This is a genomic window from Collinsella aerofaciens (genome assembly GCF_040910245.1).
Classification (GTDB): domain Bacteria; phylum Actinomycetota; class Coriobacteriia; order Coriobacteriales; family Coriobacteriaceae; genus Collinsella.
This window is the reverse complement of sequence record NZ_JBDGAY010000013.1, coordinates 47149-60073: the sequence shown is the minus strand read 5'-3', so window position 1 is coordinate 60073 and position 12925 is coordinate 47149. Positions and strand designations below refer to the sequence as shown.

9 protein-coding genes are annotated in these 12925 nt (G+C 62.2%); 7 read left to right on the top strand and 2 right to left on the bottom strand.

The window, feature by feature from the left end; genetic code table 11:
* Positions 1 to 222: 222 nt before the first annotated feature.
* Genes AB5Z20_RS06080 through AB5Z20_RS06070 form a run of 3 tightly spaced genes read left to right on the top strand, consistent with a single transcriptional unit; the run spans position 223 to position 4448 of the window.
* Positions 223 to 729: a MarR family winged helix-turn-helix transcriptional regulator gene (locus AB5Z20_RS06080; RefSeq protein ID WP_006235682.1), complete on the top strand. Its 507-nt coding sequence runs from the start codon at positions 223 to 225 to the stop codon at positions 727 to 729.
* Positions 722 to 2536 (top strand): ABC transporter ATP-binding protein, encoded by a 1815-nt coding sequence (locus AB5Z20_RS06075; protein ID WP_368156658.1) that lies wholly within the window; start codon positions 722 to 724, stop codon positions 2534 to 2536. The genes AB5Z20_RS06080 and AB5Z20_RS06075 overlap by 8 nt, the downstream gene beginning before the upstream one ends.
* Positions 2529 to 4448: an ABC transporter ATP-binding protein gene (locus AB5Z20_RS06070; protein ID WP_215693947.1), complete on the top strand. Its 1920-nt coding sequence runs from the start codon at positions 2529 to 2531 to the stop codon at positions 4446 to 4448. The genes AB5Z20_RS06075 and AB5Z20_RS06070 overlap by 8 nt, the downstream gene beginning before the upstream one ends.
* Before the next feature lie 234 nt (positions 4449 to 4682).
* Here the strand turns inward: AB5Z20_RS06070 and AB5Z20_RS06065 are convergent, their stop codons facing one another.
* Entirely contained in the window at positions 4683 to 5561 is an 879-nt protein-coding gene (locus AB5Z20_RS06065; protein ID WP_349090466.1) for a LysR family transcriptional regulator, read from the bottom strand.
* 233 nt (positions 5562 to 5794) lie between these two features.
* Here AB5Z20_RS06065 and AB5Z20_RS06060 point away from each other — a divergent pair, with 233 nt between their 5' ends.
* The 4 genes from AB5Z20_RS06060 to AB5Z20_RS06045 all read left to right on the top strand — a co-directional run bounded on the left by AB5Z20_RS06060 (position 5795) and on the right by AB5Z20_RS06045 (position 11668).
* Complete coding sequence (locus AB5Z20_RS06060; protein WP_195246938.1) at positions 5795 to 6676, top strand: SDR family NAD(P)-dependent oxidoreductase; 882 nt, start codon at positions 5795 to 5797, stop codon at positions 6674 to 6676.
* 66 nt (positions 6677 to 6742) lie between these two features.
* The gene (locus AB5Z20_RS06055) at positions 6743 to 7999 is read left to right on the top strand and encodes an MFS transporter (RefSeq protein WP_368156659.1); all 1257 of its coding nucleotides are present in this window, start codon (positions 6743 to 6745) and stop codon (positions 7997 to 7999) included.
* Positions 8000 to 8068: 69 nt separating this feature from the next.
* Positions 8069 to 9109 (top strand): Gfo/Idh/MocA family oxidoreductase, encoded by a 1041-nt coding sequence (locus tag AB5Z20_RS06050; protein WP_117655361.1) that lies wholly within the window; start codon positions 8069 to 8071, stop codon positions 9107 to 9109.
* Between the two features lie 411 nt (positions 9110 to 9520).
* Positions 9521 to 11668: a Tex family protein gene (locus AB5Z20_RS06045; RefSeq protein ID WP_368156660.1), complete on the top strand. Its 2148-nt coding sequence runs from the start codon at positions 9521 to 9523 to the stop codon at positions 11666 to 11668.
* 382 nt (positions 11669 to 12050) lie between these two features.
* On the opposite strand, the gene AB5Z20_RS06040 is transcribed toward AB5Z20_RS06045, so the two are convergent.
* On the bottom strand, positions 12051 to 12755 hold the full coding sequence (locus AB5Z20_RS06040; RefSeq protein WP_368156661.1) for a transaldolase: 705 nt from the start codon (positions 12753 to 12755) through the stop codon (positions 12051 to 12053).
* Positions 12756 to 12925: the final 170 nt, after the last annotated feature.

Sequence of the window (12925 nt, the reverse complement as noted above, 5' to 3'; positions counted from 1 at the left end):
AGGTGCCTTGAAACAAGGCGGCATTGACCTTCTGGTCATGCCGCCGAAGTTGAAAGGCAGATTGCCGCTCTGGCGGGTTTGCAGCGTCGAGCGGTTACGGCGTTTGGCAAAACGCCGTAACTTAATAAGTTTGGTACCTTGACATTGATTTCTCACGCTCCTAAATTGGTTAGGCACAAAACAATTCCACTACCTAACTAAAGAAAGGAGCAACACTAATTCATGTGCGATGAACCTCTTAACCTTTGTTCGCACGAGCCCGGCGGTGACCCGTCGCAACCGGTAGACATACCCGAAGCGGTCAGCGCCGAAGACAAACTCGCCAAGCGCATCCTGAGCGGCCTGGGTTTTTGCGGCCATTACATGCATTTTCATGGCGGAGGCGTGTCCGGCAAGGCGCCCATCATCTGCCTGCTGGCCAAGCAGCCCGGCGGCGAGATGTCGCAGCAGGAACTCGGCATGCACTTTGACCTCAAGCCGGGGTCGCTTTCCGAGATCCTGTCCAAGCTCGAGGTCAACGGCCTCATCGAGCGCAGCCGTAACCCCAAGGATCGACGGCAACTCACCATTCGCCTGACCGAAACCGGCCGGGAAAACGCCCGCATCGACCAGGCGGCCCGCATCCGCTTTAGAGAACGGGCCTTTAGTGCCCTCACTCACGACGAGCGCGAGCAGCTCGCCGAAATGCTCGAGAAAATCCGTGTAACCTGGGAGGAACTGGATGATTAAAACCCTCATGGGCAGCATCCGCGACTATATGAAAGTCGCTGTTGCCACGCCATTGCTCGTGCTTGGCGAGGTGCTCTGCGAGATGCTGATTCCATTTATCACCGCCAACCTGATCGACGCCATCAAAGACGGCACCACCGTAGCCGAGATGCTTCCCACCGCAGGCTTTTTGGTGCTCATCGCGCTGACGTCGCTTGCTTTTGGCGCCGCTGCCGGCGTCACCTGCAGCCATGCGAGCTGCGGCTTCGCCAAGAACCTGCGTCACGACCTGTTCTACAAGATCCAGACGTTCAGCTTTGCCAACATCGATGAGTTCTCGAGCTCCTCGCTCGTCACGCGCCTGACCACCGACATCAACAACGTGCAGCAGGCCTTTATGATGATTATCCGTATCGCCGTGCGCGCGCCGCTGGTATTGATCTTCGCCTTTACCATGGCGTTTATCATGGGCGGCAGCGTCGCCATGGTCTACCTGGTCATCATTCCGCTACTGGGCTTTGGACTGTTCTTTATCATCTTTAAGGTGCGCCCCATCTTCTCGCGCGTGTTCCACAAGTACGACGCACTTAACGAGTCTGTCGAGGAAAACGTCACCGGCATGCGCGTGGTCAAGAGCTATGTGCGCGAAGACTTTGAGAAGGAGAAGTTCGCGACCGCCGCGCGCGACGTCCAGATGGACTTCACCCGCGCCGAGAAACTGCTGGCCTTTAACAACCCCATGATGAACATCTGCGTCAACGGCGCGTTTGTCGTCATCATCTACCTGGGCTCCAAGCTCATCATCACGAGCCAGGGCACGCTGTTCGATGTGGGCCAGCTCTCCTCGATCTTTACCTATGGTTTCCAGATCCTTATGAGCCTGATGCAGCTGTCGATGATCTTTGTCATGGTGACCATGGCCGACGAATCGGCGCACCGCATTACCGAGGTGTTGGCCGCCGAGCCCACGATCGCCAATCCCGCCGAGCCCGTGCTCGAGGTTGTCGACGGTTCCATCGACTTTGACCACGTGAGCTTTAAGTATTCCGCGCATGCGAAGCGCCAGGCGCTCGACGATATCGACCTGCACATTAAGAGCGGCGAGACCATCGGCATCATCGGCGGCACTGGCTCGGCCAAGTCCACGCTTGTAAACCTCATCGCCCGCCTGTACGACGCCACCGAAGGCACCGTGCGCGTGGGCGGCATGGACGTGCGCGACTACGACCTGGACGCCCTGCGCCACCAGGTCGCCATGGTGCTACAGAAAAACGTGCTGTTTAGCGGCACCATCGCCGAAAATCTGCGCTGGGGCGACCCGAATGCCACCGACGAGGAGGTCCGCGAGGCGGCACATCTGGCCTGCGCCGATGAGTTTGTCGACGGTTTCCCCAAGGGCTACGACACCTGGATCGAGCAGGGCGGCTCCAATGTTTCCGGCGGTCAGAAGCAGCGCCTGTGCATTGCGCGTGCCCTGCTGCGTCGCCCCAAGATCTTGATCCTGGACGACTCCACCAGCGCCGTCGACACCAAGACCGACGCCAAGATTCGCGCAGGGCTGGCAAGCTATCTGCCTAACACGACCAAGCTCATCATCGCCCAGCGCATTAGCTCCGTGCAGGACGCAGACCGCATCATCGTCATGGAAGGTGGCCGCATCGCGCAAATCGGCAACCATGACGAGCTGCTTAAGACAAGCGAGATCTACCGCGAGACCTTTACCTCGCAAAACAAGATGTCTGCCGAGGGCGAAGGGGCCGTCGAGGCCGACACCGAGGCATCCGCAACGCAAGCTCAGACCCAGGAAGGAGGCGAGGCACATGAGTAAGGCAACGACCGCCGAGCGCGCGCTCAACCGCAAGGGCGGCACCATGTCGCGCCTCATCAAGACGCTCTTTGGCTTCTACCCCGTGCTTTTGCCCCTCGTCGTCGTCGGCGTGGTGCTCTGCGCCATCATCAACTCCATCGGCGCGACCTTCCTTCAGAGCGCCCTGCAGATTATTAGCGAATCGTGGCAGTCGGGCGATTGGGAAGCCGCACAGCCCAAGATCGCACAGCTCGTGACTACCCTCGCCTGCATCTACGGCGTCGGCATCCTGTCTTCGCTCTTCTGGAACCGCGCCATGGCCATCGTCACGCAGGGCTCGCTCGAGAAGCTGCGCGAGAAGATGTTCAACCGCATGCAGGACCTGCCGATTCGCTACTTCGACACGCACCAGCGCGGCGACATCATGAGCCACTACACCAACGACATCGACACGCTGCGCCAGATGATCAGCCAGTCGCTGCCCAACCTGCTCATGACGACCATCGTCATCGTCACGGTATTCTTTATCATGCTGTACTACAGCGTGTGGATGTGCCTGGTCATTGTGGCCGGCGTCGTCTTTATGACCTTTATGACCAAGCTGCTCGGCTCCAACTCCGCGCGTTTCTTTATTGCGCAGCAGTCCGAGCTCGGCGTGGTCGAGGGCCATATCGAGGAAGTCATGAACGGCCAGAAGGTTGTCAAGGCATTCTGCCACGAGTCTGCCGCCGAGGCTGATTTTGACGAGCGCAACGAAAAGCTCTTCGAGGTCTCGCAGAAGGCCAACATGTACGCCAACATCCTCATGCCTATCCTTATGAACCTGGGCAACCTGCTCTACGTGCTGGTCGCACTGGCAGGCGGCATTTTCCTGGCGCTGGGCGTGCCCAACCTGAGCATCTCGGGCATGACGCTGTCCATCGCCGTCGTGGTGCCGTTCCTCAACATGACCAAGCAGTTCTGCGGACAGATCGGTCAGATCTCGCAGCAGATCAACGCCGTGGTCATGGGCCTCGCCGGCGCCGACCGCATCTTTGAGCTCATCGACGAGGAGCCCGAGGCCGACGAAGGCTACGTGACGCTCGTCAACGCGCAGGTGAACCCCGATACCTGGCAGCTCGAGGAGGCCGACCACCACACCGGCATGTGGGCGTGGAAGCATCCGCACCGCGCGACCGGCGAGATCGAGTACGTACCGCTGCGCGGCGACCTGGTCATGGACAACGTCGACTTTGGCTACACGCCCGACCACGAGGTGCTGCACGGCGTGTCCGTGTTTGCTAAGCCGGGCCAGAAGGTCGCGTTTGTCGGTGCCACCGGTGCCGGCAAGACGACCATCACCAACCTCATCAACCGTTTCTATGACATCGCCGATGGCAAGATCCGCTACGACGGCATCAACGTCAACAAGATCCGCAAGGCCGATCTGCGCCGCTCGCTGGGCGTGGTGCTGCAGGACGTGAACCTGTTCACCGGCACCGTGATGGATAACATCCGCTACGGCAACCTGGACGCCACCGACGAGGAGTGCATCGCGGCGGCCAAGCTCGCGGGCGCGGACGACTTTATCACCCGCCTGCCCGACGGCTACGACACGATGCTCACCGGCAACGGCGCGCAGCTGTCGCAGGGCCAGCGCCAGCTGATTTCGATCGCACGCGCCGCCGTCGCCGATCCGCCGGCGATGATTCTGGACGAGGCCACGAGCTCCATCGACACCCGCACCGAGGCCATCGTGCAAGCGGGCATGGACAAGCTCATGGAGGGTCGCACGACGTTTGTCATCGCGCACCGCCTGTCCACCGTGCGCAACTCCGACGCGATCATCTGTCTGGACCACGGCCGCATCATCGAGCGCGGCAACCACGACGAGCTGATCGCCAAGCGCGGGTATTACTACCAGCTCTACACCGGAGCGTTTGAGCTGGAGTAGCTCAAAACAGCCCCAACGCTCCCAACGGAGTTCCCCGAGGGAGACGGGGTGTTTACTCCGTGCTCAAACATTCTCGCTTCGCTGCGAAACTGCGCGCGGAGCAAACACCCCGTCTCCCTCGGGGAACTCCTACGCGCAGCCTTTTCTCGCAGCCTAAAAAGAAGTGGTGAGGCCCTGGCCGTTTGGCCAGGGCCTCATTTTGTAAGGAGTCAAAAAAGTCCCGTTCCAGGTGAGCTACTTGAGGAGTTGGGCCATGGCGTTCACGAATTTTTGGACTTGGAGGGTGGGCTCGAGCGGGTAGTGCAGAAAGACCGGTACCTCGCGACCGCACAGGAACGGCACGCCCACAAAGGCCGGGTGCACCCCCGACCACGCTCCGCAGGTGAGCACCGCGTCACCCTTTTCCTCCGCCTCGTTAAAGAGCGCAAAGTCGAAGCTATCCACGTCGATCACGTCCACGCCGCCGTCGGCCAACAGGTCGATGCGCAGGCTGTCCATGGCGTCGTTGCCGTGGCGGAGCACGCGCAGGCGCATGCCCTCCAAGTCGGCGACCGTAATGCGTGTCTTGCGCGCCAGCGGGCTCGTGCGCGGCACGTCGATATAAAACGGCACGTTGACGATGCGGAGCTTTTGGCAGGTGTCGCCCCAGCGCGGGGTCGAAAAACTCGACTGCACCACATCGACCTCGCGGCCCAAGCTGCGCATGACGGATTCGCGCTCGTCGTAGAGGTCGCTTACCGGCGCGATCTCAAATCGCAACGATGGCTCCAGCTCGTGGATGCCCGTCCACATCGACAGCGTTTGGCGCCCCGGGCACATCATCGACACGCCCAGGCGCACGGCACCGCCATCGCCCGCCGCGCGTCGGGCACGGCGCAGCGCGTCCTCGGACTGCCGCATGATCGAGCGTGCGTCGTCCACCAGCAGAGCGCCCGCCGGCGTCACCTTGACGCCCGAGTGCGAGCGCTCGAACAACGTGACGCCAAACTCGGCCTCGAAGCCCGACACCTGCTTGACGAGCGCCGGAGTCGACACACGCAATTTTGCCGCCGCACGCGAGAAGCTTCCCAGCTCCGCGGCGGCCGATATGGCCTCGAGTCGTCGATCGTACACGTCAATCTCCCGTTTTCGCGCCCGTGACCGCATGGGGCCACAGGGGGTTGTTTTCGCAGGTCACGCGCTCAATTGAGAATAAACTGCATCGCACAGTGTAAACCTACGGTTAACGCTATTCTAACAAATATGCAATTCACCTGCGCAAATGCAAAGCATACGATAACCAGCGAAAACCACGTGGGTCGGTTAATGGGAGCGACCCACCGGGAGGCACAAGAAGGGAAGTTCCTATGAGCAACTGGCTTAAGCTCGAGGGCGATGTCTGCGCCGTGACTGGCGCACTCGGCGGTATGGGCGTCGAGATCTGCCGCGAGTTCGCCCGCAACGGCGCCAATGTCGTCCTGCTCGACCTGGACGAGGAAAAGGTCAAGGCCGCAGCCGCCGACCTCGCCGCCGAGTTTGGCATCCACGCCGAGGGCTACAAGATGAACGCCACCGACGAGGCCGAGGTTCAGGCCGCCGTCGATGCCACCATCGCCGACTTCGGCCACGTCGACGTTCTCGTCAACACCGCCGGTATCCTGCGCTTCGCAGCCATGGAAGACCTGCCGCTCTCCGACTGGAACGAGGTCATCAACGTCAACCTCACCGGTTACTTCATCACCTCGCAGCGCTTTGGCCGTGAGATGATCAAGGCCGGCCAGGGTCGCCTGGTGCACATCTCGACCGTTGCCAGCCACTCCCCCGAAACGTTCTCGGGCGTGTACAGCTCCACCAAGGCGGGCGTCAACATGATGTCCAAGATGCTGGCTGCCGAATGGGGCCCCTACGGCGTGCGCTCCAACTGCGTCGAGCCCTGCTTCGTCAAGACCCCGATGTCGGCCAACTTCTATGCCGACCCCGAGGTAGAGAAGAGCCGCAGCCGTCTGATCGCCACGCGTCGCATCGGCGAGGTCAGCGATATCGCCAACGCCGTCATGTTTCTGGCGTCCAAGCGCTCGGACTTTACCACCGGCGACGCCATCAAGGTCGACGGCGGCTTCTCCAACATGATGGGCGACCTCACCGCCAAGCCCGGCGGCCGTCGCGCATACGCCGACAACTACCTTAAGAACAAGGGTGTCGAGCTCTGGTCCGATGAGTCCGGCGTCGCCAAGCCGACTGACCAGTAAACCAACCTAACAGGGAGGCCCCGCGGACACGCCCGCCCCTCCCCCGTATCGATGAGAAAGAGTCCAATGGCTTCCACCAACTCCAACAAGGGTCGCGCCGTCGTGCTTTCCGCCGCGTGCGTCACCATGTTCTTCATCAGCTCCATCGCGCTGTATTCCGTCGTGAGCAAGAACCTGCTCGCCGTCTACCCCGAGTGGTCGAGCGCCCTTACCTGGGCGTTCCCGGTCTTCCAGACCATCATGGCCGTGACGGGCATCTTCGCCGGCCGCATCTCCGACAAGATCGGTCCGCGCAACGTCGTGATCGCTGCCGCCGTGTGCTACGGCCTGGGCTGGTTCATGTCCGGCACCGTCACCGAGCCGTGGCAGTTCTACCTGTGGTTCTCGCTCGTCGCCGCCATCGGCAACGGTCTGGGCTACAACCCGGCGCTCACCACCGGCCAAAAGTGGTTCATTGACAAGAAGGGGCTCGCCTCCGGCATCACCCTGGCCGCTTCGACCGCCGGCCCCGCCGTGCTGTCCCCGGTGCTCGCCTCGCTGCTCATCCCGAGCCTGGGCATCTTTGGCGCCCTCAAGGCACTCGGCGTCATCTTCTTTGTGACGATCGCCGCCTCCGCCCTGTTCCTGAAGGCCCCCGAGGCCGGTTGGCTGCCCGAGGGCTTCGAGGCCCCCAAGGGCGGCGCGCATGCCGGCACCTTCGGCGACCTCACCCCGGGCGAGATGGTCAAGGCCCCGCGCTTCTGGGTCCTCATCGTCACCTTCGCCTTTGCCGCCACCGCGGGCACCCTGCTCGTGGGCAAGGTTGCCTCCATCGCCGCCGTCCAGCTTTTCGCCGACCCCACGAGCGCCGCGGCCGTCGCCCTCGGCGGTGTAGTGGTCTCCGTCAACACCTGCGCCAACCTGGTTGGTCGTCTGTCCTTTGGCCAGATCATCGACAAGCTCGGCGCCTATAAGTCGCTGCTCATCAGCCTTGTCGTCACCATCGTCGCACTCGTCATCATGTCGATGAGCTTTACGCAGAGTATGTTCTTTGTGGCGCTCGCCCTGCTCGGCTTTAGCTTTGGCGCCCTGCTCGTCATCTACCCGCCGCTCACCGGTGGCGCCTTCGGCACCAGCAACATCGGCGTCAACTACGGCATCATGTTTTTGGGTTACGCCGCCTCCACCTGGATCAGCCAGCCCATCACCGCCGTGCTGTATCACGCCGAGGCCGGCAGCGCCGCCTACCAGCAGTCCTTCTACGGCGCCATCGTGATCGCCGCCATCGCCGTCGTGCTCACCGTCTACATGATGGTCTCCGACAGCAAGAAGAAGTCCGCTTAGTAATTGCCAATGCGACAAAGGGACTGCCCCTTTGTCGCATTCCACCGCCACCAGTATTAAGGAGTCGAAATGTCTGAGCTCAACCCCGTCCGCATTGCCGTTATCGGCGCCGGCGCCATGGGCCGCAACCACATCCGCTTTGTCACCGAGGAGCCCGAGGCCGAGCTCGTCGCCATCGCCGACGCCTTTGAGGGCGCCCGCGCCACGGCCGAGGCCGCCGGCGTGCCGTTTTATACCGATCCCGCCCAGATGATGGACGAGGTCAAGCCCGAGGCCGTCATCATCGCCACGCCCAACGACCTACACCTGGGCGTTGCCCGCGAGGCTGTGAAGCGCAACATCGTGCCGCTGGTCGAAAAGCCGATCTCCAACGACCTGGAGGATGCCCAGGCCTTCGCCGCCGAGGCCGAGACCGCCGGCGTGCCCGTGCTCGTGGGTCAGCACCGTCGCCACAACCCCTTCGTCAACAAGGCCAAGGAGATCATCGAGTCCGGCGAGCTGGGCAAGCTCACCGTGTCGAGCTTCCACTACATGATCTATAAGAATGACGAGTACTTCGATGTCGAGTGGCGCCGCAAGAAGGGTGCCGGCCCGATCCTGGTCAACCTGGTGCACGACGTCGACCTGCTCCGTTACCTGCTGGGCGAGCCCGTTGCTGTCCAGGGTATGCAGTCCAGCGCCGCCCGCGGTTTTGAGACCGAGGACTCCGCCGTGGTCAACGTCCGTTTTGCCGATGGCGCGCTTGCGAGCATGACCATCTCCGACGCCACCGCCAGCCCCTGGAACTGGGAGGCCACCGCTCGCGAGGATCCGCAGTACCGCCCCTTCGACGCCGACGCCTACTTTATTGGCGGAACCTTGGGTGCCCTTTCGCTGCCCCGCCTGCACCAGTTCTCCTACGACGGAGCCTCCAACTGGCACAAGCCGCTGCAGATGGAGATTCCGGCCGTCGACCCGGCGCTGCCGCACAAGATGCAGCTCAAGCACTTTGTGAAGGTCGTTCGCCGCGAGGTCGAGCCCGTCGTGACCCCCGCCGACAACGTTAAGACGCTCACGCTGCTTAACGCCATCAAGGAGGCCGCCGAGACCGGCCAGCTTGTCGAGCTGTAATGCCTTAAGAGCGGCCGCGGCAGAAACCCCATGCCGAACCCCTCGGTCCGCCACAAATATGCCCCTCTTCTTTGCCCCGCGAGCAGCCTCCTGCCCGCGGGGCTTTTTGCTACCTTAACGACGATTTTTCTGGGGCGGGGGCTATTTTGCACCTCGGCTTGATTCGTTCGCCACCAAATGGGCCTATCTACTACGTTTAACCGATTACCCTCAACCATGCCGAATTTCGCGAAATTAAAACCGCAGGTAGACGGCTTGCGTATTCTCGGAAAACCGGGGGATGGTCGACCCATACGGTTCAAACGTAGTAGATAGGCCGTTTTCGTGACGCAGCCCCAAAACAGTCTTTTGGGACGGGTGGTATCCTTGGTAGCTCTGCGCTGCAAACGTACCTCAAACGCAAGGAGTCCCATGGATCTTATCGCCCAGCTCGCCGGCGAGCTCAACCTCAAGGCCGCCAACGTCGAGGCAGCCGTCAAGCTCATCGACGAGGGCAACACCATCCCCTTTATCTCGCGCTACCGCAAGGAAGCCACGGGCGGCATGGACGACGTCGCCCTGCGCGCACTCGACGAGCGCCTGTCCTACCTGCGCAATCTTGAGCAGCGCAAAGAGGACGTCATTCTGCTCATCGACGCCCAGGGCAAGCTCACGCCCGAACTCGAGCAGCAGATTCGCGAGGCCACGCAGCTGCAGCGTGTCGAGGACCTCTACAAGCCCTACCGCAAAAAGCGCATGACCCGCGCGCAGAAGGCCCGCGAGGCAGGCCTGGAGCCGCTCGCCAACATGATCATCATGCAGGCCTCGACCAAGGGCAGCGCGCTCGACGCCGCCGCGGCATACGTCAACGAGGGGGCCGGCTTCGACACGCCCGAGAAGGCGCTCGCCGGCGCCGCCGACATCGTGGCCGAGACGGTAGCCGAGGACCCCGAGAACGTCGCCGACCTGCGCGCCTTTACGCAAAACACCGCCGACATCGTCGTCGAGGCCACCGACCCCGCCGAGAAGACTCCCTACGAGCCCTACTACAACTTCGACGAGCCGCTGCGCCGTATACCCAACCACCGCGTGCTGGCTATCGACCGCGGTGAGCGCGAGGGCAAGCTCCGCGTGCGCGTGAACGTCGACGGCACTGCTGCCACGGCACGCCTCGGCAGCCGCTGGCCCCGTCGCCAGGGCGTGTTTGCGCCCGTCTTTGACGCCGCTATCGCCGACGGCTACAAGCGCCTCATGGCCCCCTCGCTGGAGCGCGAGGCCCGCGCCAAACTCACTGTCCGTGCACAGACCGAGGCCATCAACGTCTTTGCCAAGAATCTCGAGGGCCTGCTCTCGGCACGCCCCGTCCGTGGCGCCCGCGTGCTCGCGCTCGACCCGGGCTACCGCACCGGCTGCAAGGTCGCCGTCATGGACGAGACCGGCAAGCTACTCGACCACGGCGTGGTCTACCCCACCAAGCCGCGCCACGACGTCGCCGGCACCAAGCGCGAGCTCGCTCGCCTCGTCAAAAAGGACGGTGTCAACACCATCGTCATCGGCAACGGCACCGCTAGCCGCGAGACCGAGGAAGTAGTCTCGGAGTTCATTGCCGAGCAGGCGCCCAGCCTTCGCTACACCATCGTCAACGAAGCCGGCGCGTCGGTGTACTCCGCCTCCGAACTCGCAAGCCAGGAGTATCCCGACCTGGACGTCACCGTGCGCGGCGCCATGAGCCTGGGCCGCCGTCTGCAAGACCCGCTGGCAGAGCTCGTCAAGATTCCGCCCCAGTCCATCGGCGTTGGCCAGTACCAGCACGACCTTGACCAGGCAGAGCTTTCGCGCACCCTGGGCCACGTGGTGGAGGACGTCGTCAACCGCGTGGGCGTCGACGTAAACACCGCGAGCGCGAGCCTGCTGGGATACGTATCGGGCATCACGCCGAGCGTGGCCAAGAGCATCGTGGCCTACCGCGAGGAAAACGGCGCCTTTACCGATCGCCGCCAGCTCAAGAAGGTCCCCAAGCTGGGACCCAAGGCATATCTCAACGCCGCGGGCTTCCTGCGCATCAGCGGCGGCAGGAACCCGCTCGACGCGACAAGCGTCCACCCCGAGAGCTACGAGGTGGCCACGTCCGTCTTGGAGCGCGCAGGCGTTAAAGCCAGCGAGCTCAGCCGTGGCGGCGTGCCCGACATTGAGCGCCGTCTGGGCAGCATCTCGGCGCTGGCAAGCGACCTGGACTGCGGCACCCTCACGCTCATCGACATCGTCAACGAGCTCAAGAAGCCCGGCCGCGACCCGCGCGACGACGCGCCCGAGGTGGTCTTTAGCCGCTCGGCACTTTCTATCGATGACCTGGAGCCCGGCATGGAACTCAAGGGCACGGTGCGCAACGTCGTAGACTTTGGCGCCTTCGTCGACGTCGGCGTGCACCAGGACGGCCTCGTGCACATCTCCAAGCTGGCTAACCGCTTCGTCAAGCACCCGAGCGACGTGGTACGCGTCGGCGACACGGTAAAGGTGTGGGTGGAAAAGGTCGATCGCGACCGCAAGAAGATCTCGCTCACCATGGTGCAGGGGAAGTAAACCACCTAAAGCAAGGGTCCCCCCTCTCGCGACGTGCAAAATCGCGAGTATTCTGCAATTTCCGCCGCCCCGAACGCCCCTCAGAGGCAATAAAGTCAAAAACAGCCCCCGTTTTAGCGTCGTCAGAGCCAAAACGGGGGCTGTTCCGTGCTTCAGCTAGCTGATAAAAACCTTTACCTTGCTGAATACTCTCGATTTTGCACGTCGCAGGCGGGGGTACCTTTGTCCACGGCAGGATATGGAAGCCAAACACCAACCTACTAGCAAGTTCGTGTCGGCAGCCCCGGCCTTTCCTTTGCCTAGCGCGACCCTCGCGAAGCGCGTGAGCGATAGGGAAAGGAAAGGCCGGGGCGAACAACCCTCGGCGCAGCCAGCGTTCGCGTTACGGCAGGATATGGAAGCCGAGCGAGGCGATATCCTTGGCAAAGCCGCGCACGGTGTCGAGCGAGACCTCGTAGTGGTCACGGCCGATGTTCTTGCGCTTGGCCAGGATGCTGTTGGGCACCGTGATGATCTGGCAACCGCAAGCTTCGGCCTGGTAGATGTTGATGAGCTCGCGCGTGGACGCCCACAGGACCTCGCAGTTGGGCTTGACGGCGGCCTTCTTGACCGACTCCGTCACAAACGGAATGGGATCGACGCCGGTATCGGCGATACGGCCGGCAAAGAGCGAGATGATGGACGGCGTCTCGGCGTCAACGGCCTCGACCATCTCGTCGACCTGCTCGGGCGTAAAGATGGTGGTGACGTTGACCTTGATGCCATCGGCCGAAAGCTTGCGGACCAGCTCGGCGGTGGACTCGCCCTTGGTGGTCACGCACGGAATCTTGACGTAGACGTTGTCGGCCCAGGTAGCGATCTCGCGAGCCTCGACCTCCATGGTCTCGACGTCATCGGCAAAGACCTCAAACGAGACGGACACATCGGTGATGTGGGTCAGGACCTCCTTGGCAAACGCGCGGTAGTCCGTCACGCCGCCCTTCTTCATAAGGGACGGGTTGGTCGTGAAACCCTGAACGTTGCCGTTCTCGTACATGTCGAGCATGCCCTCGAGGTTTGCACCGTCAGCGAACACCTTGATTGCCATCTGCCTGATTCCTTTCGTTTGCATGCGGCCGATAAACTGCTAAACACTTTACCTATGTTTATCAAGGCGTGAGCTGCGGGTTTTTATCTTCTCGGCGAACGGTATAAACACCTCAGTGTTTGGATTGATAAATCGATTGAGCATGCAAAAGCAGAAAGTCGCAGTTCGAG

Excerpts from the sequence above, each read along its gene's own strand:
- AB5Z20_RS06050 (WP_117655361.1), top strand. The coding sequence starts at position 8,069 with ATGTCTGAGCTCAACCCCGTCCGCATTGCCGTTATCGGCGCCGGCGCC.
- AB5Z20_RS06075 (WP_368156658.1), top strand. The coding sequence starts at position 722 with ATGATTAAAACCCTCATGGGCAGCATCCGCGACTATATGAAAGTCGCT.
- AB5Z20_RS06040 (WP_368156661.1), bottom strand. The coding sequence starts at position 12,755 with ATGGCAATCAAGGTGTTCGCTGACGGTGCAAACCTCGAGGGCATGCTC.
- AB5Z20_RS06055 (WP_368156659.1), top strand. The coding sequence starts at position 6,743 with ATGGCTTCCACCAACTCCAACAAGGGTCGCGCCGTCGTGCTTTCCGCC.
- AB5Z20_RS06060 (WP_195246938.1), top strand. The coding sequence starts at position 5,795 with ATGAGCAACTGGCTTAAGCTCGAGGGCGATGTCTGCGCCGTGACTGGC.
- AB5Z20_RS06045 (WP_368156660.1), top strand. The coding sequence starts at position 9,521 with ATGGATCTTATCGCCCAGCTCGCCGGCGAGCTCAACCTCAAGGCCGCC.
- AB5Z20_RS06070 (WP_215693947.1), top strand. The coding sequence starts at position 2,529 with ATGAGTAAGGCAACGACCGCCGAGCGCGCGCTCAACCGCAAGGGCGGC.
- AB5Z20_RS06080 (WP_006235682.1), top strand. The coding sequence starts at position 223 with ATGTGCGATGAACCTCTTAACCTTTGTTCGCACGAGCCCGGCGGTGAC.